Source organism: Micromonospora noduli (assembly GCF_003264365.1).
Taxonomy (GTDB): domain Bacteria; phylum Actinomycetota; class Actinomycetes; order Mycobacteriales; family Micromonosporaceae; genus Micromonospora; species Micromonospora noduli.
The window spans coordinates 25,672-49,641 of record NZ_PYAK01000044.1; the positions used below are offsets into that span (position 1 = coordinate 25,672).

The following is a 23,970-nucleotide window of genomic DNA, read 5'->3' on the forward strand; positions in this document are numbered from 1 at the left end:
TCACATGCACCTCCGCGTCCCGGTTCCGGATGCTCACCCCGGGCGGCGAACCGCCCGGGGTGACGCCGAACCTACTGCCGCAGGGTGACGGGCCGGAAGCCCCATGTGAACAACTCCATCGCGTCCCGGCGACAACCGGGACGACCCGGACAGGTCACTGGGCGGCGAGCACGTCCACCACGAAGCGCAGCGGCCCGGTCGGACGTCCACCGGCGGCGGCCTCGTCGTTGCCGTACGCCAGCTCGCCCGGGATGTCGAGCTGCACCCGGCTGCCCACTGTCACGCCGACCAGACCCTGGTCCCAGCCGGGGATGACCTGGCCGACGCCGATCGGGAAGGTGGCCGGCTGCCCGGCCTTCCAGGAGGAGTCGAACTCCTTGCCGTCCTTGTAGAACACCCCCACGTAGTTGGTGGTGATGTTCTGGCCCTTCTGCACGGCCGGGCCCTTGCCCTTGATCAGCGGGGTGACAGTGAGCTTCTTGAGGTCGCCAGTGCCCGGTGTCACCGCCGGCTTGGTGCCCAGCGCCGGGTCGGCGCCCTCGGGCAGCTGCGGAGCGGGGGGCGCGCCGGCCTCGTCGGGGGCTGGGGCGGAGGCGGACGGGGTCGCGTCGGCCTGGGTCTTGGGCTTGTCGTCGCCCCCACCGATCGTCACGAAGACGCCGATCAGCACCCCGACCACGGCGACGGCGGCGAGGCCGCTGGCCCACGCGTTGCGCTTGCGCCTCGCGTCGGCGGCCTTCTTCTCCGCCAACTGGGCGGCCAGGCGGCGCCCCGACTTGGTTGCCGGGCTCTGGTCCGGGCCCGTCTGCTGCGTCCGCTCGCTCACGTCGTCGACTCCCTGCTGCGAAGTGTGGCCGGCACCCGGTGCCGGGGGGAAAGCCGACGCACACGGTACCCGCACCGCGGCCTACCGTGCCCGCCGCGGACGCCTCGGATCGCCCAGTGCGACAGTTCCGGGGCTTTCCCGGGCGGTTATTCCGGGACGACCATGAAGTCGGTCACGAAGGAGGTGACCCGGCCGTCGGCGGCACGGCCGATCCAGGTGCCGTAGCAGCCGTCGCCCCAGCCCGTGGACACGGTGACGACGTTGGCGCCGCTGGCCTCGTCCAACACGGCGCTGATCAGCCCCGGGACCGGGGACGAGGGCAGCTCGGTCGGGATGAAGACCTCCTCGACCCGGTCGGAGTCCCAGCTCTCCAGGACGGCGAGCGCGGTCGGGTCGGCGAGGGTGCCGACGCCGGCGTCCACCCCGTAGCCGAAGTAGTCGTCCGCGCCGAGCGTGGCGACGTCCTGGTCGCCCGCGACGGCCGGCTCCCAGTGGGTGGTCGGCTCATCGGAGATCACCAGCTGAAACGCGGCCATCCGCCGGTCCACCTCGGCGTCCTCCCGGAGCACCACGGCCACCCAGGCGCGGGCGGCATACCGCCCCGGCGGCACCGTGACCGTGAACGGCTCGGCCTCCGGGCAGACCAGCGGGTCACACCCGACCACCTGGCCGGTGGGCAGCACGACGTCGCCCGCCGGGTGGGCCTCGATCAGGTATCCGCCGTGCTGGTCGGTGAAGCGGGCGCCGGGTGTCAGTAACCGGTCCAGATCAGGGGTGTACGGCATGGGGGGCTCCTCCGGTCGCCAGCGGCCGGCGGAGCGTACCCGGCGAGGCGGACACCGCCGCCGCTGCCGTACGGTCAGGCGCTCTTGCGGGGTGCGGTCTTGCGCGCGGCGGTCTTCTTCGCCGGCTCCGCCTTCTTCGCGGCGGTCTTCTTGGCGGCGGTCTTCTTCGCGGGCTCGGCCGTCTTCTTCTCGGCCGTCTTCTTCGCCGCGGTCTTCTTCGCGGGTGCCTTGGCCGCCTTCTTCTCGGCTGCCTTCTGCGCCGACCGGGCCGACGAGATGGGCGTCGGCTCGCCGCCGCCACCGCCGCCGCGGGCCGGCTGCTCGCCGCGAGCCGCCTTGGCGCGCTCCACCGAGGCCTTCAACGCCGCCATCAGGTCCACCGCCGCGGCCGGTGCCTCCTCGACCTCCTCGGGCTGGACGACCTCCCGACCCTCCACCTTGGCGTCGATGACCTCCTGCAACGCGGCCCGGTAGTCGTCGGTGAAGACGTCCGGCTCGAACTCGCCGGTCATCGAGTCGATCAGTGAGCTGGCCATGGCCAGCTCCGGCGGGCGCACCTTGAGGTCCTCGTCGAGGAAACCGAAGTCCGGGGTACGGATCTCGTCCGGCCAGAGCATGGTGTTGAGCAGCAGCACACCCTCGCGGACCCGCAGCGTGGCCAGCTGCTCCCGCTGGCGCAGCGCCACCTTGACGATGGCCACCCGCTCCGAGTCGATGAGCGCGTCGCGCAGCAGCACGTACGGCTTGGTCGCCGCGCCCTCCGGCTCGAGAAAGTACGCCTTGTTGTAGAGGATCGGGTCGACCTGTTCGGCCGGCACGAACTCCAGCACGTCGATGGCACGGGAGCTGGTCAGCGGCAGGTCGGCGAAGTCCTCGTCGGTGAGGATCACCATTTCGCCGCCGCCGATGTCGTAGCCCTTGGCGATGTCGTCGTAGGTGACCTCTTCGCCGCAGACCGAGCAGGTGCGCTTGTAGCGGATCCGGCCGCCGTCCTCGCGGTGCACCTGGTGGAACCGAATGTCCTTCTCCTCGGTCGCGGAGTAGAGCTTCACCCCGATCGAGACGAGCCCGAACGACACGGCTCCCTTCCAGATGGCACGCATCCTGCGCTCCCTTCCCCGGTATCGACCATGCTCGCATCCGAAAGAACCGGACGCGAGGTGTTCGGGCTGCTACTACAGTCGGGTCGTGCCCGGCGCGCCGCTCAAGCCGATGCTCGCGATGACCGGGCCGCTCCCGGCGGGTGACGGCTGGGCCTACGAGTTCAAGTGGGACGGCGTCCGCGCTCTGGCCGACATCTCAGGTGGCGGTCAGCACCTGTATGCCCGTTCCGGCGTGGAGATCACCGCCGCGTACCCGGAGTTGGCCACCCTGCCCGAGCAGGTCGACGACGCGCTGCTCGACGGTGAGGTGGTGCTGCTCGGCCAGGGCGGGCAGCCGTCGTTCACCGCGCTGGCCGAGCGGATGCACGTCCGGGACCGGGCCAAGGCGGCCCGGTTGGCGGCGGTCATGCCGGTGACGTACATGATCTTCGACCTGCTCCGGCTCAACGGCGACGACCTGACCGGCTGGCCGTACGAGCGCCGCCGGGAGGCCCTCGACGCGCTTGCGCTCGGTGGCCTCCGGTGGGCGGTGCCGCCGATGTTCGCCGACGGGCCGGCCACCTACGAGGCGGCCGGAGAGCACGGTTTGGAGGGGGTGATGGCCAAGCGGATCGGGGCCGTCTACCGCCCGGGGGTGCGCTCGCCGGACTGGGTGAAGGTCAAGCTGGAGGTGACCGGTGACTTCGTCATCGGCGGTTGGCGGCCGGGAGCCCGCCGGATCGGCGGGCTGCTGGTCGGGGTGCCCGGCCCGGACGGCCGACTGATCTACCGGGGTCGGGTCGGCGGCGGGATCGGCGCGGCCATCGAGCGGCAGCTCCTCGCCGAGCTGGAGCCGCTGCGCTCCGGTGTGTCACCGTTCGCGCCGGGTGTGCCGCGCGAGGATGCGCGGGGTGCCATCTGGGTAACACCCCAGGTGGTGGTGGAGGTGAAGTACGGCCAGCGCACCCCCGACGGCCGGCTGCGCTTCCCCCGGGTGCTGAGGTTGCGCCCGGACAAGCCTCCGGAGGAGGTCGACGATGCCGGGTGAACGGCTACGGGTGGACGTCGAGGGTCGCGCGCTGGAGCTGTCCAACCTGGACAAGGTGCTCTACCCGGCGGCCGGGTTCACCAAGGGCGAGGTGATCGACTACTACACCCGGATCTCCCCGGTGCTGCTGCCGCACCTGCGCGACCGACCGCTCACCCGGATCCGCTTCCCCAACGGGGTGGACGACAAGTCGTTCTTCGAGAAGAACACGCCTGCCGCGACCCCGGACTGGGTGCGGGTGGAAAACCTGCCGGCGCCCGGGTCGACGAAGGGCCGGGAGACGATCGACTACGTGGTCGCCGACGACCTGCCCACCCTGGTCTGGCTGGCCAACCTGGCCGCGTTGGAGCTGCACACACCGCAGTGGAAGGTCGGCGAACACCCGGACATGATGGTCGTCGACCTGGACCCGGGGCCGCCGGCCGGGCTCGCCGAGTGCTGCCCGGTGGCGGTGCTGATGCGCGACCGGCTCGCGGACGACGGCATCGAGTCGTACCCGAAGACCTCCGGCAAGAAGGGCATGCAGCTCTGCTGCCCGATCGCCGGCACCCAGCCGTCCGACCTCGTCTCCGACTACGCCCGGCGGATCGCCCAGGAGTTGGAGAAGGCCCACCCGAAGCTGATCGTGTCGAAGATGGCGAAGAACCTCCGACCGGGCAAGGTCTTCATCGACTGGAGCCAGAACAACGCGGCGAAGACCACAGTCGCGCCGTACTCGCTGCGGGCCCAGTCGGTGCCGTCGGTGTCGACGCCGCTGACCTGGGACGAGGTCGAGGCCGGCGCGCGGGGCCGAAAGCCGGCCGTCCGCCAGTTCACCGCCGCCGAGGTCCTGGCCCGGGTCGAGGAGGACGGGGACCTGCTGGCCGCACTGCTCGACGGTGGGCCCGAACTGCCGGACTGAACGAGTAAGTCCTGACTCAAGACGGGGCTGGGGTTGCGGCGAAGGGCGCTGGCCATCCGCTTTGGCTGCCCACCGCCCCAGCCAGGGTTGGGAATTACTCGTCCTACGCCTGATCGGCTGGCACGAGCGATTCGGCGAGCCGGGCGTAGCTGTCGCCGCCGTGGCCTGCCGCGACGGCCCGGTCGATGATCGATTGCACGGCACGCAGCGGTGCGGTCTCGACGCCGCGCGCGGCGGCGGCGTCGACGACGTGGGTGACCGCCGAGCCCGCCGACGCGATGCTGGAAACGTCGGCGGTGAAGGTTCCGGACGTGAGTTGCTCGGCGAACCGGTCGGCCATGTCGGGCAACAGGCCACCGATTCCTCTGGCGAAACGGGCGAACGCGGCCGGCGGGATGCCCTCGGTGCGGGCCAGGGCGAAGGCGTGCGCGAGTCCGCCGACGGACATGGTGAACAGGTCGAGCAACGCCATTTCGTACGCTGCTGCCGTGCCGGCGTCCGAACCGAGGTAGACGCTGGAGCCGCCGAAGCTCTCCAACGACGGAAGGCTGTCGTCGAAGAGGGCCCGCGGACCGCTGTAGAGAATCGTCGCGGCCGGAGTCCCGATGGTTGGCGCGGGCGTCAGGATGGCACCGTCCAGGTAGTTGATGCCCCGCTGAGCGGCCCAGGTCGCCATGCCCCGCGCCTCGGCTGCATGCCCGCTGCCGAGGTTGACGAGTGGTCCTCTCGGCGGGCTTTCGAGGCCCGACAGGACGGCGCGAGCTGCCCGGTAGTTGATGACGCAGGCGATGACGACCGATGCCCGGCGTGCCGCATCGGCCACCGTCGGAGCGAGCACCGCTCCGGCGGCCACGAGCGCGGCCGCCCGGCCGGGTGTGCGGTTCCAGACCACGGTGGGGTGACCGGCGGCGAGCGACGCGGCGGCCAGCGCCCGACCCATCGGGCCGAGCCCCAGGACGGCGACGGTGGCGGACTGGTTGTCCTCATGATTGCGGTGAGTCACAGCGACGACGCTAAACCTTGCCGTTGACGTGAAGGTCAAGCGCTGGTCTGCTCTGGGTGTGCGGATCAGTGAACTGGCGCGGCAGGCCGGCACCACCCCACGGGCCCTGCGCTACTACGAGGAGCAGGGGCTGTTGCGACCGGCCCGTCTCGCGAGCGGCTACCGCCACTACGAGCCGCAGGCGGTGGGCACGGTGCGGCACATCCAACTGTTGCTGTCCGCCGGTTTGAACACCACGGCGATCGCCGAGATCCTTCCCTGCATCCCCGATGACGTGACCGTGCTGGCCCCCACCTGCCCCGAACTCCTCGACGCGCTCGCGGTGGAGCGCAACCGGATCACCACGTCCATCGACCGGCTCGCCGCCGCTCGTGCTGTCCTGGACCGGCTCATCCAGGCCGGCTCTGGGGCCCGCGACCAGCCCTGATCACCGTCCGGTGAGGCGCGGCCAGCCGCCACCAGGCGCCACCCACCAGGGCCACGGTGACGACGCTGACCGCGATGTCGCCGGCCAGGGCCGCCGCCGGGCTCGCCGGGGAGTACGGCGGCACCAGGTACGCGAACGCCGCGGCGGTGACCAGGCCCGCAGTGCCCGCAACGAGCACGTGCCGCTCCCCCCAACCGCTGCGCGACGACCAGTACGCGATCAGCCCTCCGGCGGCGGCGGCGAGCGTCAGCGCGATGGCCACCCCCGGCCAACCAGGTGTCAGGTCAGCGCCGAAGCGGACGACGACGACCAGCAGACCCACCCAGAGCGGGTGGGGTGCCCTACGGGAGCGCCGGGTCGCCCCGACGCTCGACGGATCGGTGGGCCGCGGCCGTGGCTTCCGCCAGCAGGGAAGCAGAGCGGCACCGATGAGGACGATGATCACCGTGCCGGCGAAGGCGAGCTGAAGCGGGCTGGCCAGGAAATTCTTCCGGCCCTCCGAGGAGGTGAAGACCAGCAGGCTGCCGAGCAGGTAGACCACGGCGACCACCACCAACCCGGGCCGGCTCAGCCAGGGCCGCAGCCGCCGCTCCGGCCCGAGGAACGACTCGATGAGCACGATCGGCGCGCAGATGGTCAGCACGATGTGGTTGCCCACGTAGTCGAACGCCTGCCGGAGGCTGAATTCGAGCCCCGGCACCAGCGTCGCCTCGGCGGCGGCACGGGTGTCGGCGTACTGGGTGTCGTCGAGGAAGTCGGGGTTGAACAACGACTGGTCGACCAGCCCGGCCTGGAGTACGCCGAACGCGGCGGCGAGCAGCACTATGGTCGGCCAGCCCGCGCCGAGGTGCCGGGCGGTCTCCCGGATGAGGATCGCCGCGCCGCCGTACATCGGGCCCAGGAAGATCAGCACCGGGAGGAAATCGTCGATGGCGAAGCCACCCCACGAGCACTCGGCCGCCCACGGCGCGAGCAGCAGCAACGCGATGACCGGCAGAAGCCGTCGGCGCAGAGGCAGACGGGCGGCGGGAGGGTCGGCGGTGACGGGTTCGGGTCCGGTCGGCATGGGCGCTCCTCGGCGGCGTTTCGGGGGTTCCCTGCACCGTGCGCGGGCCACCCGGTCAGCCGATACGGCCATCGGCCGACGACCGGTGCGACCAAAGTCGTTGAGTACTGTGGTGCCGACGTCGACCCGGGGAGCGTGGAGATGCAGCCAACCGTCACGGCCGACCTGGCGGCCCGGCCCGTCGAGGCCGAGCGTCCGCTGCTCAGCTACCGCGACGAGGCGACCGGCGAGCGCGTCGACCTGACCGCACAGCAGGTCGGCCAGTGGGCGGCACGCAGCGCGAGCCTGCTGCGGGACGGCTGCGGTCTCGGCCCCGGCAGCCGCGTAGCGGTCCTGCTGCCGCCGCACTGGCGTACCGCAGCGGTGTTGTTGGGCGCCTGGGCCTCGGGCCTGGCGGTGTCGTTCCGACCGCGCGCCACCGCGGGCCTGGCGGTGCTCGAACCGGGCGGCGACCGGCCGTTCGATGCGGTCTTCGTGACGCCGGAGCGGCAGGACGACTGGCTGGAGGACGTGCCGGACGCGCCGCACCGCTATCTCGTCGGCACCGGGCCGGGGCGGCTGGACGACGTGCCGTTGGGCTGGTTGGACTGGTCCGCCGAGGTGCTTCGGCACGGCGACGGCGCGCCCGACCACACCGCCATCCACCCGTCCGACCCGGCCACGGCGGACGGCACCACCTACGGTCAGTGGGGTGCGCTCGCCCAGGAGTTCGCCACGATGCTGGACCTGCGCGCCGGCGACCGGCTGCTGGTCGACGCCGCCGAGACCGAGCAGCCGCTGAAGTGGTTGCTCGCGCCGCTCTCGGCCGGCGCGTCAGTGGTCATCAGCGCCAACCTTGACCCGGCGCGGCGGGACGCGGTGGTCGCCGCCGAACAGGTGACCCGGGTTCTCTGACCTCCGCCGGAGCGCCCAAACAGCGCTGGTCGGTCCGGTTCCGTTACATCGCCATCTGCCCTGTTCAGAGGGTCTTTTGTCGATGCCGTCGGCGTGTTCTCATACCCGAACAGCGACGTCATCGACCCCGCACCGCCTCCCTCATCGAAAGGTGCACCGATGCGCAGAAGACAAACCTTCCGACTGGCGGTCCTCACCGCCACCGCCGCGACGTTCCTGGCGTCCGGCGGTGCCTCCGGGGCGCTCGCCACGGCCGCGCCAGCGACCGCCTCCTCGGGCGTCACCGCGTGTGAGCCAGGCGCCGACGCGCACAGCGCCGCCCGACTGGCCGAGGGCGCCACCGCCCAGGAACCGGAGCTGTACTCCACTAACGAAGCCAACGCCTACGGCGTGATCAAGGACGCGCCGCGCCTGCCGAACGGCAGTGTCACAGTGCCGACGGTCTTCCACATGATCTCCGACCATCCGCTCACCGCAGCCGAGACGACCAGGTGGAACACCCTGATCGCCGCGCAGATGACGGTGCTCAACGACTCGTTCGCGGGCCGCACGGCTGGAGACGCCGCCAACACTCCGTTCCGGTTCTCGCTCGTCGACACGACGTGGACGGTGAACAGCGCCTGGTACACGGTCGTGCCGGGCAAGAACGAGCGGGACATGAAGAAGGCGCTGTACACCGGCGACTCGGAGACCCTGAACGTGTACGCGGCCAACATCGGCGGCGGGCTGCTCGGCTGGGCGTACTTCCCGAAGGGCTACAACAACGGGCGCGACTACATCGACGGCGTGGTGATGCTCGACGAGTCGATGCCGGGCGGTACGGCCGGCAAGTACGCCCTGGGTGACACGCTGACGCACGAGGTCGGGCACTGGCTGATGCTGGAGCACACCTTCGCGCACGGCTGCTCCGCCTCCGGCGACTTCGTCGCGGACACCCCGCGCGAGGCGGCGCCGCAGTTCGACTGCCCGGTGGGCGCGGACTCCTGCACCGCGCCCGGGCTCGACCCGATCCACAACTTCATGGACTACACGCAGGACTCCTGCATGAACATGTTCACCGCCGGGCAGGCCGACCGGATGAGCGACGCCTGGGTGGCGTTCCGCGCCGGCGGGGCCGGATAGCCCACTGGAGGTCGGGGGCCGGCGGGTCGCTCTGCGGCGAACCGCCGGCCCCGATCGCTTCACCCTTCCGGTGGAGCCCGCTCGTTCCGCCGATCCTCACGTTCTGCCTGCTCCTACGCTTCGCCGAAGGCATCTGGCACTTTCATCGGCGGAGGACACATGGCGTCGGGGCGTACACGTCGGACACTGGTGGCGGTGGTCGCCGGTGGACTGTTCGCCCTCGGTGTGGTCGCGCCCGGCCCGGCGGCAGCGCCACCGCCCCGCGCGGCCCAGGCCGACAACCCGACAGTTCCCGAGCCGCGCGAGCCGCGCCCACCGCTGCTCCCCGCCGACTTTCAGGGCACCGGCCGGTACATCGTGCGGGACCTCGGCATCGACGTGCCGTTCTCCTGGCAGGGCCGCGACGGCAACAGCCAGATGACCGCTGGCGGCCCGGACCATCCGATCTGGTTCACGAACCTGATCTACGAGAACACGCTCTACACGCTCACCTACAGGTGGCCGAACATTCCGCTGTTTCCGCCCCGCGCGTGCAGCAAAATCCCGGGGTTCTTCAACCGGCAGATCTTCAACGACAAGTTGAAGACCGCTCGCTACGTGGGGCCGGAGATCCTGCAAGGTGAGAAGGACAGGCACGTGGACCACTGGCGGGTGGGGGTCGTCGGCGGTTCCACAGTGCCGGGGGAGTTCTTCCGGTTCCCGATCGCGCTCGGCGACATCTACGTTGACCAGCACGACCCGAGCCGGTGGTGGCAGGTGTTGCAGTTCGGTCTGCAGAACCTCTTCGACCCGGAGCTGGACGAATGGTTCACCATGGACACCTTCGAGCACCGCCCCGGCGAGGTCACCCTCCCCGACCGCTGCCCACCCCCCACGTCGTAGCGCGTCCCGCCGCACGCCTTCCACCTTGATCGACTCGCGTCCGCTCCTTGTGGTGACTTGGGCTCGGCGCCACTTCTGGTCCTTCAGGCGAGGTCCAGGAATTCGTCAGCGATCGCCGTCAGTGCAGCTGGCTGGACGTGAACCAGAGCCCTCAACGGAGTAGTCCAGCTTCCTAGACGGAACGCCCACACGATGAGCATCCGTCCACGGGCAGGGTCCATTTCTGCCAACGTGGCCAGCGCCGCTGCCTGTCGCTCCGAATTTCCGATCGAGCGGGCCAATTTCTCGGCACTCTCGGTGTCGCCGCTGGCCATCGCTGTCTTGGCGAGCCCGGTCAGCACCGACGCCTGCCGCTCCTGATTCCGTATCGACTGGGCCAACTCCTTGGCCGACTCGACGTTCCCGGCTTCCATCGCCGTCCTTGCCAACGCGGCCAAGATGGACGCCTGCAGATCCGGGCGACCATTCGAACGGACCAGCTTCTGCGCCCACTCGACCTTGCCGCCTGCCACAACCATCTCCGCGAGCGTGAAGGAGACCTGTGCACGCTGGTCCCGGTTGCTGATTGAACGAACCGTTTCCTCGGCTTGGTCGGCCAGCGCACGGGCCCGCTCAGCGTCGCCGACCACCGCCATTGCCACTGCCAGCCGTGCCAACGCCCGCGCCCGGCTGTCCGGACGTTCAATGAGGTGGACCAGCTCCTCGGCCCGGTGAGCAAGCGCCCGGACGGGCTCGGTCCGCCCTGCCCCGGCCGTCGACATCACGATTGCGGTCCAGGCTCTCGCCCGGCTCTCCGGGTTGTCGATCATTTGGGCGAGCCTGGTGGCCCGATCGATGTCACCGGTCCCAGCAACCGCCGCAACCAGCACGCCCATCGCCCGGGCACGCCGGTCCAGATGGTTGATCGACCGAGCCAACTCTTCCGCCCGGTCGGCCAGGGCGCCCGCCTTCTCTGGATCACCAGCGTTGGCGACCGTCGTTACCAGAGCCGCCAACGCCGGCAACTGCCAGTCGAGGCGGTCAATCGACGAGACCAACGCTTCCGCTCGCTCCGCGTCGCCCCCTGCAGCCACCGCCTCCGCCATTGCGCTGAGCGCCTCGGCCTGCTGCTTGGGACGCTGAACGGACCGCACCAACGCTTCTGCCTGTTCGATCTGGCCAGCCGCAGCGATCCGTCGGGCAAGAGCGGTCACCACTGACGCCTGCCGGTCGGGGCTCCTGATCGATCGGATGATCGCCTCCGCCCGCTTCGTGTTGCCGTCGGCGGCCGCGGTCTCCGCCATGCCTGCCGCCGTCTCCTCGATCGCGGTCATCGCTCTGGCCCGCCCCTGACGGCGACCAATTGAGCGGGCCAACATCTCTGCCCGCTCAATGTCGCCCGCTGCGGCCATCGCCGGCACAAGCGCGCTCAGGGCCCACTCCCTGCAACTCTGGTTGGTGATCGAACCAGCCAGGCTCTCCGCCCGCTCAATGTCGCCCGCTGTGGCCATCGCCGGCACCAGCGCAGACAGCGCCTGCTCCTGTCGGTCGCGGTTCGCGATCGAACGGACCAACATCTCTGCCCGCTCAATGTCGCCCGCCGTGGCCATCGCCGGCGCGAGCGCACATAGTGCCCGCTCCTGGCGGTCACGGCCGCTGATCGAACGCACCAGCCCTTCGGCCCGCTCGATTTCGCCTGCCGCAGCCATCACTCGCACCAGGGATGCCCAGGCTTCTGCCTCCAGCCTTCCACCGCTGATCGATCGCACCAGTGTCTCTGCCCGATCGAAGTCGCCGGCCGCAGCCAGCGCCGGGGCCAGAGCGGCCAACGTCCGCCCCCGCCGGTCCGGGTCGCTGACCGAACGAGCCAGTTCCTCGGCGTGGTTAGCCAGCGCAACGGCACGCTCCGCGTCGCCAGCCTCCGCGACAGCCCTCGCCAACTCACTGAGCGCCCACGCTTTTCTGTCCGGGCGAACCATCGAGTTGACTGCCCTCTCGGCCCGGTCGGCCAGCACAATCGTCCGCTCGGAGTCGTAAGCTCCGCCAGCTGCCGCGACCATGCCAATCAACGCCTGCGCTCGGTCAGTCGGGTCCATCGAATGAATCAGGTTCCCAGCACCCTCGACCAGCGCCCCAGCCCGCTTGGCGTCGCCTGCCTGGGCGACTGCCCCGGCGAGGACGATCCATACCTGCGCCCGCTGGTGTGGATCAGGAAGCGAGCGAATCAGATCCTCGGCCTGATCAGTCAACGCACCAGCCCGCTCGCCGTCGCCCGTTGCGGCCACCGCCCTCACCACGGCGATCAATGCGCGCGCCCTCGGCTCAGGTAGACCAATCGAGCAGGCCAGGGTGTAGGAGCGATGACTGTCGCCCGCCGCTGCCACTGCCGCCGCCAGTCCGGCCAACGCCCGCGCACGCCTCTCCGCACTGTCAATCGCGCGAACCAGCTCCTCGACGCGGTCAGCCAGCCCGCCAGCCCGCGCGGTGTCGCCTGCTCCGGCCACCGCCACGACCAGGCCAGTCAGCGCCCACGCCTGCCAGTCAGCGCGGTCGGCCGCGCGAACCAGCTCCTCGACGCGGTCAGCCAGCCTGCCAACCCGCTCAGCGTCGCCTGCCTGGGCAACTGCCCCGGCCAGGGCGATCCATACCTGCACCCGCCGGTGCGGATCAGCGACGGAGTGAATCAGCGCCTCGGCGCGGTCGGCCAGCACGCCAGCCCGCTCGATGTCGCCATCGTTGGCGACCGTCATCGCGAGGTCAGCCAACGCCAACGCCCGCCGACCGGGTTGGTCGATGGAGCGTGCCAATGCCTCGGCCCGAACAGGCTGGCCGAGGGATGCCCAGACCGCGGGTAGCACGGTCGGAATGGTGGCGTTGCGTTCCGCGAGGTTGTCTCGGTGAATCGCAAGGCGAGCCATGACCACCAGGTCAGGCTCGGGCTGGGCGAGAATGACGTCCTGAGCGGTGGTGATTTCAGTGAGGGCAGCAGTGTCGCCCCCGGTGATGTCGAGCATCCGGTCGTGTCGGTGAGGGTCCACGGCGCAGGCGATCATCCTGGATACATCGCCGGTGGCAAGCAGCATCCGGTAGTAGCCACGCAGCAGATATTCGGGGGTACCGGCCGGCCATCGTTGCTCGCGAAAGGTCTCGGCCCAGACGTGTAGACGCTGCCGGTAGCCCCGCAGTCGCGCCTGGCCAAGGCGCTCGACTGCGGCATTCTGCAGTTCTTCGTGACCGAGTACGTACAAGTCGGGTCCCGTGTTGGGCTGCCAGCGGCTCGGACGTTGAGTGAACGAGCGACCGGCGACGGTACTGAGGTGGTCCGCAACCTGCCATTCCGGCCAGCCGGTCAACTCGGCAAGGTCGTTGGCGCTGAGGCCGCCCCCGGCGGCCGTGAGAAGACCTAGCAGGTCCTGTTCGGCTGGAGCGCCCGACAGCAGCCGGGCCAACTCCCGCAGCATGTCTGCCCTGTTCACCTCCGCCTGCGGCGATCTGTTCAGTAGTCGAACAATCCGGGGATCGCGTAACGGATGCCTGTCCGGCACGTCGGTGGGGATCGGGGGGTTCGGCCGACCAGAAACGACGATGCGCATTCCGGCCGGCGGCGTTGCGGGCAGCAGTGCGGCGATGCTGTGGGCGTCCGATCCGCGATCCTCATCCAAGCCGTCGATGAGCAGGATCAGCCGCTCACCTCGTGTCTGGCAGGCCTCGGCTGCACGGTCGAGTAGATCGAGAAAGCTCTGGTCGCGAGTCGCGTCCGTGTAGTGGGCCGGCATGGGCTCACCAAGCAGTTCGGCCAGTTGCTCGATGACCACGTCCGTGAAGGCGACCCTGTCGCTCTGTCCGGCCCATCGGGCCGTGATGAAGAACGAGACGAGTCGTATCCCGTTCGGCGGGTGCAGAACGAACCAGGACATCAACGCCGACTTGCCAGCCCACGCGTCCGCACGCCACCACCGGTAGTTGGCGGCATCAGGCAGCGTGCAAAACGCCGTGAGCTCGGCCAGTTCCTGTTCCCGGTCCAGTAGATCCGACGGGGCGACGCGGTGCACCTGCTGGCGGTAGGCCGACCGGGCAACAGGCCGCGAAGCGATGGTGACTGACCCCTTGATCACGCCGGTGTTGGCGAATCCGCCGCCGTGAGCTGTCGCGTTGCCGGTCTCGCGGGCCAATGCGTCGGGCAATCGTCTCAAGCTCACCGCGAGCCCTTCCGCCGCGCAGGGCCTCGATGTCAGGGGTGAAGGTTCAGGCCGCTGTTGGCGCTGCCGCCATTGCTGGCCTGAGCGTCACCGGTGCGATCCGCTACTGCTGGCCCTGCGATCGTGGACGAGCCCGTCACCCCACTGTTCGCTCGGCTGCCCAGCCCACGCGCGGTGGCCCTGCCGGTGTTGCCGGCACGGTGGCCTGGGCTATTGCCCGGCAACGCCGCCCACACCGCCACACCTAGCGCCGCTACGGCGGCCAGGGCCGACGCCACGGTAGCGATTCGATCTGCCTGGTCCCACTGGTTCAACGCGAAGGTTGCTCCGAGCGCTCCTACCACCAGACACGTCACCAGGAGGGCTACCCGCCGCGCAGTCACCCTCACATCATGCGCTCCTCGACATCAAATGGACAGGATCCGACGGGCCTGTCCCACGCGCACCCGCCACCGACTGCGTTGATCAAGAGGTTTGCGTCGTCAGCAGGCCGATCGATGACGGAAACCTCTTGATCAACACGGGCGGGGTCAGGTTTGGGGCCGGGTCGGTTACAGGGCGAACAGCAGGGCGGCGTTCAGGAGGACGACGAGGGCGGTGGCGAAGTGGATGCCGAAGGCGACGGCCTTCGTCCCGCCGTTCCGCAGCACGATGAGGGTGTCGCCCAGCGGGACGAGCGCGACGACAAGCATGAACCACGCGACCGCGTCGGCGGTCGTGAAGGCGATCAGGGCGAGGCCGAGCAGCCCGAAGGTGAGGTCTTTCAGCCCCTTGACCGTCAGGTAGGCGGGGTCACCGTCCGGCCTGGCCGGCACGCCGTATCCGGCGGCCGCAGCCTGGGGCACCAGCAGGAACCGCGCGCCGATGAAGGCGACGAAGAGGCTGAGTACGACGGCGAGCCCGTAGGCGAGGGGTGCCAGCATGAGTCTGCTCCAATTCCTAGCGCTGCTAGATGTGAGAGCGACGCTAGCAGAGCGTCGACAGGAACGCTAGCGGTGCTAGGATTGCTGTCATGTCGACACAGGGGCGCCGGGAGCGCGAGCGGGCGGAACGGGAGCAGGCGATCATCGCCGCGGCACGCGACCTGGCGTTGGCGGAAGGCTGGGACGCGGTGACCACCCGCCGGCTCGCCGCCGAGATCGAGTACAGCCAGCCCGTCCTCTACAGCCACTTCAAGGGCAAGGACGCCATCATGGCGGCGGTGGCCGTCGAGGGCTTCGCCGAACTGGCCAACGCCCTCGCCGCGGCCCGGACCTCGGCCGCCAGTCCCCGGCAGGCGGTCGCCGACGTCGCGGCGGCATACGTCGCGTTCGCCCAGCAACGTCCCGCGATCTACGACGCGATGTTCACCCTCGCCGTGGACCTGCCGTTCGCCACCCAGGACGTCCCGACGGACCTGGCCCGAGGCTTCGCCGAACTGGCCGAGACGGTGCGCCCGGTCGCCGGGGACAACGACCTGGAGACGTTCACCGAGACGTTCTGGAGCGGCCTGCACGGGCTGGTCACGCTGATGCGCAGCGGCCGGCTCCGCCGCCCCGGCCACGACCGCCGGCTGGCGGTGCTGGTGGACCGCTTCTCCCGGTGAGCGTCGTCGGTCAGGGCTGACCTGGTCGTCGCGCGCACGGCGCGAGGTGGTCGGTGGGAAGGGCGCACCGGGCGCCGCCGGGCAGTGGTCGATCACAGAAAACCCAATGTCGTACGCCCTGCTGGTCCTCCGCCGAGACCGTCACCCCGCCCGGCTCGACCCGCGCGCTGAGCCGGACCAACACCCGAGCGGCGGTACGCGCGAAGATCCGGGCGCGCAGCAGGTCAGGTGCGGTGATCGGCAGGTGGATCACCCAACGGTCGCTCATTGGTAGCGGCGCCGTTCGAGGAGCTGCCCTGGCCGCGGCGACTCGTCCCGCCTTCTCGTCGGCCATGGTTCGTCGCGTCGGCTCGCCAGCCGAAGGATCAGGTTGCGCACGGTGACTGCCCTCCGTCGGATGGAATCGACGTGGAGGGCGGTCTCCGCCGGTTGCGCTCGGCGGAGACCGCCCGTCCCGCGGCCGTTCCGGAGGTACGGCAGCAGGGCCGCGCCGGGGGAGCGCGGCGTATGGAGTCTCGACGGGTCGGATCTCGGCGGCGGTGCGAGACCAGTACGAGAGGCGCCAACCGACCGCAGCAGCATCGCATCACCGAGAGCGACGCTACCGATACTGAACCACCTATGTCAAGAACGTCTCCGAGTCATCTACCCACCTATGTCACTCGTGCTACATACGTTGCCTGCGTCGGAACGGCTGATCAATACTGGGCGGGCCAACCGACTGCAAGGGGCTCCAGGTGCCGATCCCGCCCACAATGGACGAGCTGCTCGACGATCTCTTGAAGAAGATCAAGGACAGGACCTATCCGCCTGGGTCCCAGCTCCCGTCCGGGCGCGCACTGGCAGACGAGTATGACGTCTCGCAGTCCACGATCAGTCGTGCGGTGGCGAAGCTGCGGAAACAGGGCGTGTTGGTCGGCCGTCCTGGTCGCGGCGTCTTCGTCGTTGAGGTGCGCCGCTGATCCGGGCCTGCCAAGCTGCCCGGAGCAAGGCGTCCTCTTTACTCGGCTGCGGCCGCCTGTAGAGTCGTGCACGTGAACGCGACGGTGGCGGACTATGCCCAAAAATGGCCCGAGGACGCACTGCGACTGAATGTTATATGCCCGTACTACACAATGTTTCCGCTCGACTTCCCGCTTTCGCAACTCGCTGCGAAGCCCGAAGCAACGCGCGTTTTAGACCCTTTTTGCGGTAGAGGTACGACACTTTATGCTGCACGACTTGCAGGACTGCCATCGGTAGGAATAGATATCAATCCCGTTGCCGTTGCCATCGCGCAAGCGAAGATTACCCAGGTTACCTCTGGTGCAGTGGTTCGTTTAGCTAAGAAAATTCTTGATGGCGGCCTCCAGGGAGAAGTGCCTGAGGGTGAGTTTTGGCAATGGTGCTACGAAGGTGTAACGCTTCGCGAAATTGTTACTCTGCGCACGAGTCTAATGACGATGAACTCGCCAACGGCGGCAATGTTGCGCGCAGTTTTACTAGGCATCTTGCACGGTCCTCGTAATAAGGGCCTGCCGTCCTACCTATCAAATCAGATGCCGCGAACCTACGCTTCAAAGCCTGCATATGCAGTGAAGTTCTGGAAAACGCGCGCAATGGAGCCGGTGCGCATCCCTGCTTTGGATGTCATCGCGCGGCGGGCCGACCGGCTTCTGAAGTCAACCCCGACCACCCAGGGTGGTCATGTATACCATGGTGATTCTGTTGAGACCCTCCAAGGATTGCGTCAGAAGTTCGATCTAGTCGTCACCTCCCCGCCTTACTACGGCATGCGTACCTATGTGCCCGATCAGTGGCTGCGATCGTGGTTTCTTAGCGGTCTTCCAGATATTCCTTATAACACTACCGGGCAGATTGCCCGGCAGCCGAATCAAGCTGCTTTTGTTCAGGCTCTAGCGGATGTTTGGGCTGCAGTTGCACGCCGTTGTCATCAAGGCGCCCGGCTGGCGATCCGTTTCGGCGCTATACCTTCCGCGCGCACCGATCCCGAGCAAATGATCATTTCTTCGATACTTAAAGCTGATGCCGGATGGGACGTTAAGGAGGTCCACGCGGCTGGAATCTCGCCCAAACGAGCCCGCCAGGCTGAGCAGTTCGGTAAGGCTGGAACTGCCATAGATGAGATTGACGTTGTTGCCGAACTGGCCGGGCCCGAGCGCAGATGAACGAGCAGACATTGCCAGCATGAAGCACTCACGGACAGGACCAACGGGTGGACTCTCGGGAAAGTCGGATCGCGCTACAGGTCGCCTTGCTCCCAGGGGAGGCCATCGATGCTTTAAAGCCGGTGGAGTGGCCGCGCGTCTCTGATGCGGAGCTAAATACGCGGTACGTTAAAGAAGGCGTCCGTATTGTCGTCGAGCAGGCTCGCTACCCTCTGAACCAGATTCTGGCTATGTTCACGGACACCTTCGTAACAGGGTCCGGTAACAGGGAGGCCAAGTATAAGAGGGACCCTGAATACCAACGTCGTCATCGTTGGGACAACGGACGCAAATCGAGGCTTATCGAGTCTTTCTTGATGAACGTTCCGGTACCTCCCGTCTTTCTCTACGAGTACGAGTTGGCCCGCTTCGAGGTGATGGACGGCCGTCAGCGGTTAACTGCGTTGATGGATTTCTATGACAATTCGCTCGAATTGACGGGCCTCCAGCACTGGCCGGAACTCAACGGTCGAACTTACTCCACACTACCTAGTTCGATTCGCGATGGAATTGATCGGCGATATCTATCGTCGATCATCCTGCTGAACGAGACTGCTGCCACTGAAGAGCAGGCTGCTTTTTTGAAGAAGTTAGTCTTTGAGAGACTGAACTCGGGCGGCGTACGGCTCAGTGGGCAGGAGACGCGCAATGCGGTCTACAACGGTCCACTGAATGACCTCTGCCTCGAATTGTCTCGAACCACCGAGCTGCGCATAATGCTAGGCACCCCCCTCGATGTTGAGGCTTCATCTGTGGATGACGCCGAGGAGTCGGACGACTCGGAGCCGGTCATGTCTGAGCGGGACTCAGAAGGCGTTGAGGTCACGCGGATGGGCCGCAAAATGTTCGAGTCGATGGAAGATGTAGAGATTGTGCTCCGGTTCTACGCTTACCGGCACCTTTCTAAATTCTCTCAGGGGTTGAACCGCATCTCAGACTTCTTGGATGAGTTTCTGGTGAGGGGGAACAGGCTCGATAAAGTGACCCTGGCGGAGTACAAACAGCTCTTCTTGGACAACATTGATTTCTGGTACCGAATTGGTGGAGCAACAGCCTTCCAAGTTAAGGGAAGCAAGCGCCACTTCAGTAAGATTGCCTACGACGCACTCATGTATGCGAGCTCGGCGTTAAATAGGGAACAAAAATCTGCCCTGCTGGACAATCCTGAGGCGGTTCAATCAGCAATTAGCGATATGTACAATAACCACGCCGCTATCTTCGGCGGACGTAGGACGAATACGGCGGATGCGAATCGGCGCAACCGGCACGCCATCGACGCATTAAGTTCAGCTCTGAGCGCTAGCCCGAGTTAGGTCACCTCATGATCTTACAATATAACGAATTGGCAACCGACCTCGGACGAATTCGACGATTTCTTGCGAGTAGCTCTGAGCAGAGGCAAAGCTCGGACCAGCGTAGATTCGCCTACATTGCATGTGTGTCCGCCCTATATTCGTCCTTTGAGAACTTCGCTGAGAGAGTCGCATTCCGATTTGGCCAGATGCTACTAGCGGAACCGACCAACTGCTCCGCAGAGCAAATTTCAGGCCTGCGTCGCCGTTATGTTCGCAACGCTTCAGCTTTATTGGGACAGAGCCTCGGGGTCGGAAGATACCGGGATGTGACTGAGCTAGACGTTGCCAAGAGCCTTGCGTCGTGCCTGGACGAGTCGACCTCTTCTATTGATTTGCGGCTTGAGTTGATTGCCCTCCATAATTCGAACCTTCGCCTGGAATCGTTGGTAGAACTCTTCCAGTGGGCGATCCCGGACCTGCTGAGCAAGATCCGGGACTCGGATTCGGTTAGAAAGTGGATGTCACTCACACCAGATGTGAGCGAGAGCACGCTGATGGGAGTCCTCAAGAACGAGCTGGATGACTTAGTCGAGCGGCGGAACGAGGTCGCGCATCGGGCAATCCCTGACGAAATTCTTTCTTATGAGCATCTGCTAGCAAAAGTTAGCTATGTAGAAGCGATTGCATTGGGGCTAATCGCAAGTCTCGCTGGCCCGCTTCTAGACGCGTCGATCAGGAACGGTGATAGCGCCCCCCTAGGCACCCCGTCCGAGTACTATCAGAACCGTAGGGTAGTTGTTATTCCGTCTCTTAACCTATCGATTTCTGAGGGAGCCTGCGTGTTGGCACCTAGTATGAGGTCGATGCGGTGGGGGCACGTACTGGAAGTCCGAGTTGCGGACAAGCGGGTAGCGGGAGCGCCCGCTGGAGAAGAAGCCGGCCTGCTCCTTAACTTCGCGGTCCCAAGAAAGGCTAGCGTCCTCCACCTTTGGCAATCTCCCAATTCTGATCTAGCCTCCCCTCCTGACGGAATCTTTGGGAGCCAAGGGCCGTTCGGGGCAATTTGACAACGAATCCGCTCGGTCGTTAGGTCTGCCCTGCTCCTAAGTCGCCGCATGAAAGCGACGGTTAGAACTTCCTATTGGCTGGGTGGTGTTCGCTATCAGGTCCGAGCGTGGCGGAAGCTATTTCAGTGCCGCGCTGCCTCAACACCTGCGGGTCCGGAGTGACATGGGCTGGTTCGGTTAGTCAACGGTCGGTAGCTTCGGGCCGAGGACGTCGTCGGCGTCGACGATCGTGTACGCGTAGCCCTGCTCGGCGAGGAAGCGCTGCCGGTGTGCCGCGTACTCGGTGTCGATCGTGTCCCGGGACACCACGGTGTAGAAGTGCGCCTGCCGGCCGTCGGCCTTCGGCCGGAGCACCCGACCGAGCCGCTGCGCCTCCTCCTGGCGTGACCCGAACGTCCCCGACACCTGGATCGCCACCGCCGCCTCGGGCAGGTCGATGGAGAAGTTGCCGACCTTGGAGATGACCAGGGTGCGGATCTCACCGGTGCGGAACGCGTCGAACAGCCGTTCCCGCTCCTTGTTGGTGGTCGAGCCCTGGATGATCGGCGCGTCGAGGTACTCGCCGAGCTGGTGCAGCTGGTCGATGTACGCCCCGATCACCAGCACCTGGTCGTCCGGGTGCCGGTCGACCAGCGCCTTGACCACCGGCAGCTTGGTGCGGGCGGTCGCCGCCATCCGGTAGCGCTCCTCCGCCTCCGCCGTCGCGTACGACATCCGCTCGGCGTCGGTCAGCGTCACCCGGACCTCGGTGCACTCGGCCGGTGCGATCCAGCCCTGCGACTCGATGTCCTTCCACGGCGCGTCGTACCGCTTGGGCCCGATCAGGCTGAACACGTCACCCTCGCGGCCGTCCTCGCGTACCAGAGTCGCAGTCAGGCCCAGCCGGCGGCGGGCCTGGAGGTCCGCGGTGAACCGGAAGATCGGCGCGGGCAGCAGGTGCACCTCGTCGTAGACGACCAGGCCCCAGTCGCGGGCCCCGAAGAGGTCCAGGTGGGTGAACGCGCCGCCGCGCCGCGAGGTGAGCACCTGGTACGTGGCGATGGTGACCGGGCGGATCTCCTTGCGCTCGCCGGAGTACTCGCCGATCTCCTCCTCGGTCAGCGAGGTACGGGCGATCAACTCCCGCTTCCACTGCCGGCCGGCGACCGTGTTGGTGACCAGGATCAGGGTGGTCGCCTTCGCCTCGGCCATCGCCGCCGCGCCGACCAGGGTCTTGCCGGCGCCGCAGGGCAGCACCACCACACCCGACCCGCCGGCCCAGAACGCCTCGACGGCCTCCCGCTGGTACGACCGCAGCGTCCACGGCTTGCGCCCGTCCTTGCCGGCCTCGGCCAGCTCGATCGGGTGCGCCTCACCGTCGACGTAACCGGCCAGGTCCTCCGCCGGCCAACCCAGCTTGAGCAGCGCCTGCTTGAGCCGGCCACGCTCGGACGGGTGCACCCGGATGGTGTCGTCGTCGATCTTGTCGCCGAGCATCCCGGCGAGCTTCTTGCTCTTGGCCACCTCGATCAGCACCAGCCGGTCCAGTGCGCGCAGCACCAGCCCGTACGCCGGGTCGTTGGCGAGCTGAAGCCGGCCGTACCGGTCCATCGTCTCGGCCACGTCCACCAGCAGCGCGTGCGGCACCGGGTAACGCGAGTACTTGAGCAGCGAATCCACGACACCCTCGGCGTCGTGGCCCGCCGCGCGGGCGTTCCACAGACCCAGCGGGGTCAGCCGGTAGGTGTGCACGTGCTCCGGCGAGCGTTCCAGCTCCGCGAACGGCGCGATCGCCATCCGGCAGGCCTGCGCGTCGGGGTGGTCGATCTCCAGCAGCAGGGTCTTGTCCGACTGCACGATCAGTGGTCCACCGCTCACGCCAGCGTCCTCTCCTCGGTTGGCCGACCGGCCCGAACGGGTCGCATACCCGCTGCTGGCCGACCATCCAGTGTTGCACGATGCGGGACGGCGGAAGAAAGATGCTCACCGGGCGCAACCGTGACGGCACTCACGAACGTCTAGTAAAGGGACGACTGTCTGGGGAGGGCACATGAAGCATGTCCGGATCACTTCCCGGCTGGTTGCCCTCGTGGTGGTCGTGCTGGTCGGCGCGGGAGCGTGCGCGTTCGATCCGCAGTCCGGCGGGAGTGGTGGCGGGGGAGCCGCCCCAGCCGGTGCCGCGGAACAGGCAACGGGGGCGGGCGACACACCCGGGCCCGACCAGCACGGCCGGCCCACCCCGGCCTCGCCCACCCCGAAACCCTCCCGGAAACCCACGCCGAAGCCGACCCGCCCGGCACCCACGAAAACCCCCGGCACCGGTACGCCGACCGTCGCCGGCTGCCCCCAGGGGCAGCACCAGCGGGCGGTGGAGACCCACCTGGCCCGGTTGGGCGGGTTCGGGGCGGTGACCGTGGACGGCCGGCAGTCCGCCGCCGACTGCGCGGCTATCAAGAAGTTCCAGAAGAGGTACGGCATTCGCCCCGTCGAGGGTCGCGCCGGACCCACCACCCTCGACGTGGCCCAGCGCCTCGCCACCACCGACACGACCCGCTGCAAGGCCGGCACCGGCACCACGTTCTGCGTGGACCTGACCCGGCAGACCGTCTGGGCGCTCCGCGGCGGCAAGGTGATCATGGCACCGACGGTGACCCGCACCGGCATGTCCGGCTACCGCACCCCGGCCGGCACGTACGCAGTCAACTACCGCAACCCCAAGGAGTGGTCCAACCCGTACGAGGTGTGGCTGCCGTACTGGCAGCACTTCACCCAGGGGATGGGCTTCCACGAGACCACCACCTACCTGCACGACAAGTCGATCGGCTCGCACGGGTGCGTCAACCTGCTGCACGCCGACGCCGTCCGGATGTGGGAGCTCGGCAAGGTCGGCACCCGGGTGGTGCTGATCGGCCGGCGTCCCGGCACCTGAGTGACACGGAACGAATCGCGGCGGTAACCCCCTGTCCGACCGGACTAACGAGTGTCACCCTTGGAGTCCAGTGCCGGACCGGCGGGGAGGCTGGGCATGACGGTCGACCGTGACGTGATCGCGGAGCACGAGCACGCACCACCCGACGAGGTGTCCCGAGCAACGGTGATCGCGTACGCCGTCGCGGCGACGCTCCTCCTCGGGTGGTTCCTCTTCGGCTGGCTGGTGCTCCAACAGGGCTTCGTGGACTCTGTCGGGGAATCCGCCGGCGCAGGCTTCGCGCTGCTGCTGATCATCTCGGTGGTCGGCACCGTACGCCGCAGCCGCCGCTGACCGACGGCGCCCGCGCGGTGGAGGTCAGTCCGCCACCACCGCCGCGGTGATCCGGTGCAGCGCGAACGTGTGCAGCATCTCGGTCCGTTCGTCCTCGGCCCGCAGGTAGCCGGCACCGATCGAGACCGGCTTGAGCAGGCGTGACGCCGTCGCCCCGTGCGCGTCGACGTAACCCACCCAGACCAGCGCCTTGTCCCGGACCGCCTGCTGGAGCACCGCCAGGGCCTCGCTGTGGGTGTGCGCCGGCACCGGGCCGCCGCCCAGCCCCGGCGCACCGCCGCGCAAGAGCACACAGGCGAGGGTGGCGCGCAGCCGCTCACCGCCGGAGAGCACCCCGACGGGCAGGTTCACCCGGGCACCG

23 protein-coding genes are annotated in these 23,970 nt (G+C 67.8%); 13 read left to right on the top strand and 10 right to left on the bottom strand.

What is annotated here, in order from left to right; translation table 11 throughout:
• Positions 1–154: 154 nt before the first annotated feature.
• The 3 genes from GUI43_RS25165 to ku form a co-directional block, all read right to left on the bottom strand.
• Complete coding sequence (locus GUI43_RS25165; RefSeq protein WP_112585811.1) at positions 155–826, bottom strand: FKBP-type peptidyl-prolyl cis-trans isomerase; 672 nt, start codon at positions 824–826, stop codon at positions 155–157.
• A gap of 146 nt (positions 827–972) precedes the next feature.
• The gene (locus GUI43_RS25170; RefSeq protein ID WP_112699933.1) at positions 973–1,611 is read right to left on the bottom strand and encodes a DUF4241 domain-containing protein; all 639 of its coding nucleotides are present in this window, start codon (positions 1,609–1,611) and stop codon (positions 973–975) included.
• 74 nt (positions 1,612–1,685) lie between these two features.
• Entirely contained in the window at positions 1,686–2,714 is a 1,029-nt protein-coding gene (ku, locus tag GUI43_RS25175) for a non-homologous end joining protein Ku (protein WP_112699934.1), read from the bottom strand.
• A gap of 85 nt (positions 2,715–2,799) precedes the next feature.
• Between ku and ligD (GUI43_RS25180) the strand changes: the two genes are divergently transcribed.
• A complete protein-coding gene (ligD, locus tag GUI43_RS25180; RefSeq protein WP_112602127.1) occupies positions 2,800–3,741 on the top strand; it encodes a non-homologous end-joining DNA ligase in 942 nt (313 codons plus the stop codon).
• Complete coding sequence (ligD, locus tag GUI43_RS25185; RefSeq protein ID WP_112699935.1) at positions 3,731–4,642, top strand: non-homologous end-joining DNA ligase; 912 nt, start codon at positions 3,731–3,733, stop codon at positions 4,640–4,642. The genes ligD (GUI43_RS25180) and ligD (GUI43_RS25185) overlap by 11 nt, the downstream gene beginning before the upstream one ends.
• A 103-nt stretch (positions 4,643–4,745) precedes the next feature.
• On the opposite strand, the gene GUI43_RS25190 is transcribed toward ligD (GUI43_RS25185), so the two are convergent.
• On the bottom strand, positions 4,746–5,645 hold the full coding sequence (locus GUI43_RS25190) for an NAD(P)-dependent oxidoreductase (RefSeq protein WP_112699936.1): 900 nt from the start codon (positions 5,643–5,645) through the stop codon (positions 4,746–4,748).
• A gap of 58 nt (positions 5,646–5,703) precedes the next feature.
• Here GUI43_RS25190 and GUI43_RS25195 point away from each other — a divergent pair, with 58 nt between their 5' ends.
• Complete coding sequence (locus GUI43_RS25195) at positions 5,704–6,072, top strand: MerR family transcriptional regulator (protein ID WP_112585860.1); 369 nt, start codon at positions 5,704–5,706, stop codon at positions 6,070–6,072.
• On the opposite strand, the gene GUI43_RS25200 is transcribed toward GUI43_RS25195, so the two are convergent.
• Positions 6,035–7,138, bottom strand: coding sequence for a hypothetical protein (locus tag GUI43_RS25200; RefSeq protein ID WP_112699937.1), 1,104 nt, complete (start codon positions 7,136–7,138; stop codon positions 6,035–6,037). The genes GUI43_RS25195 and GUI43_RS25200 overlap by 38 nt on opposite strands.
• Positions 7,139–7,279: 141 nt before the next feature.
• Here GUI43_RS25200 and GUI43_RS25205 point away from each other — a divergent pair, with 141 nt between their 5' ends.
• The 3 genes from GUI43_RS25205 (at position 7,280) to GUI43_RS25215 (ending at position 10,036) form a co-directional block, all read left to right on the top strand.
• Complete coding sequence (locus tag GUI43_RS25205) at positions 7,280–8,032, top strand: TIGR03089 family protein (protein WP_112699938.1); 753 nt, start codon at positions 7,280–7,282, stop codon at positions 8,030–8,032.
• 159 nt (positions 8,033–8,191) lie between these two features.
• Complete coding sequence (locus GUI43_RS25210; RefSeq protein WP_112699939.1) at positions 8,192–9,154, top strand: zinc metalloprotease; 963 nt, start codon at positions 8,192–8,194, stop codon at positions 9,152–9,154.
• A gap of 159 nt (positions 9,155–9,313) precedes the next feature.
• The gene (locus GUI43_RS25215; RefSeq protein ID WP_112699940.1) at positions 9,314–10,036 is read left to right on the top strand and encodes a hypothetical protein; all 723 of its coding nucleotides are present in this window, start codon (positions 9,314–9,316) and stop codon (positions 10,034–10,036) included.
• Positions 10,037–10,119: 83 nt separating this feature from the next.
• On the opposite strand, the gene GUI43_RS25220 is transcribed toward GUI43_RS25215, so the two are convergent.
• Together GUI43_RS25220 and GUI43_RS25230 are read right to left on the bottom strand one after the other, a co-directional pair.
• The gene (locus GUI43_RS25220) at positions 10,120–14,214 is read right to left on the bottom strand and encodes a P-loop NTPase family protein (protein ID WP_146765953.1); all 4,095 of its coding nucleotides are present in this window, start codon (positions 14,212–14,214) and stop codon (positions 10,120–10,122) included.
• Between the two features lie 551 nt (positions 14,215–14,765).
• On the bottom strand, positions 14,766–15,137 hold the full coding sequence (locus tag GUI43_RS25230; RefSeq protein ID WP_112699942.1) for a DUF4267 domain-containing protein: 372 nt from the start codon (positions 15,135–15,137) through the stop codon (positions 14,766–14,768).
• A gap of 89 nt (positions 15,138–15,226) precedes the next feature.
• Between GUI43_RS25230 and GUI43_RS25235 the strand changes: the two genes are divergently transcribed.
• Entirely contained in the window at positions 15,227–15,799 is a 573-nt protein-coding gene (locus GUI43_RS25235) for a TetR/AcrR family transcriptional regulator (RefSeq protein WP_112699943.1), read from the top strand.
• A gap of 10 nt (positions 15,800–15,809) precedes the next feature.
• Here the strand turns inward: GUI43_RS25235 and GUI43_RS25240 are convergent, their stop codons facing one another.
• Positions 15,810–16,067 carry a hypothetical protein gene (locus tag GUI43_RS25240; RefSeq protein WP_112699944.1) on the bottom strand — a complete coding sequence of 86 codons (258 nt, stop codon included), beginning with the start codon at positions 16,065–16,067 and terminating at the stop codon, positions 15,810–15,812.
• Positions 16,068–16,554: 487 nt separating this feature from the next.
• Here GUI43_RS25240 and GUI43_RS25245 point away from each other — a divergent pair, with 487 nt between their 5' ends.
• The 4 genes from GUI43_RS25245 (at position 16,555) to GUI43_RS35175 (ending at position 20,368) form a co-directional block, all read left to right on the top strand.
• Complete coding sequence (locus tag GUI43_RS25245; protein ID WP_112699945.1) at positions 16,555–16,761, top strand: winged helix-turn-helix domain-containing protein; 207 nt, start codon at positions 16,555–16,557, stop codon at positions 16,759–16,761.
• A 72-nt stretch (positions 16,762–16,833) separates the two neighbouring features.
• Positions 16,834–17,967: a DNA methyltransferase gene (locus GUI43_RS25250; RefSeq protein ID WP_211326758.1), complete on the top strand. Its 1,134-nt coding sequence runs from the start codon at positions 16,834–16,836 to the stop codon at positions 17,965–17,967.
• 47 nt (positions 17,968–18,014) lie between these two features.
• Positions 18,015–19,319, top strand: a complete 1,305-nt coding sequence (locus tag GUI43_RS25255; protein ID WP_211326759.1) for a DUF262 domain-containing protein — start codon at positions 18,015–18,017, stop codon at positions 19,317–19,319.
• An 8-nt stretch (positions 19,320–19,327) separates the two neighbouring features.
• Entirely contained in the window at positions 19,328–20,368 is a 1,041-nt protein-coding gene (locus GUI43_RS35175) for a HEPN domain-containing protein (RefSeq protein WP_112699947.1), read from the top strand.
• A 177-nt stretch (positions 20,369–20,545) separates the two neighbouring features.
• On the opposite strand, the gene GUI43_RS25265 is transcribed toward GUI43_RS35175, so the two are convergent.
• Positions 20,546–22,225 carry a DNA repair helicase XPB gene (locus GUI43_RS25265; RefSeq protein WP_112699948.1) on the bottom strand — a complete coding sequence of 560 codons (1,680 nt, stop codon included), beginning with the start codon at positions 22,223–22,225 and terminating at the stop codon, positions 20,546–20,548.
• A 172-nt stretch (positions 22,226–22,397) separates the two neighbouring features.
• Here GUI43_RS25265 and GUI43_RS25270 point away from each other — a divergent pair, with 172 nt between their 5' ends.
• Positions 22,398–23,276 carry a L,D-transpeptidase family protein gene (locus GUI43_RS25270; RefSeq protein ID WP_112602139.1) on the top strand — a complete coding sequence of 293 codons (879 nt, stop codon included), beginning with the start codon at positions 22,398–22,400 and terminating at the stop codon, positions 23,274–23,276.
• Positions 23,277–23,372: 96 nt separating this feature from the next.
• A complete protein-coding gene (locus GUI43_RS25275) occupies positions 23,373–23,609 on the top strand; it encodes a hypothetical protein (protein WP_091395293.1) in 237 nt (78 codons plus the stop codon).
• A gap of 24 nt (positions 23,610–23,633) precedes the next feature.
• Here GUI43_RS25275 and GUI43_RS34705 read toward each other — a convergent pair.
• Positions 23,634–23,970, bottom strand: a 337-nt coding sequence (locus GUI43_RS34705; protein WP_249037846.1) for a WYL domain-containing protein, incomplete at its 5' end; no start/stop codon positions are given.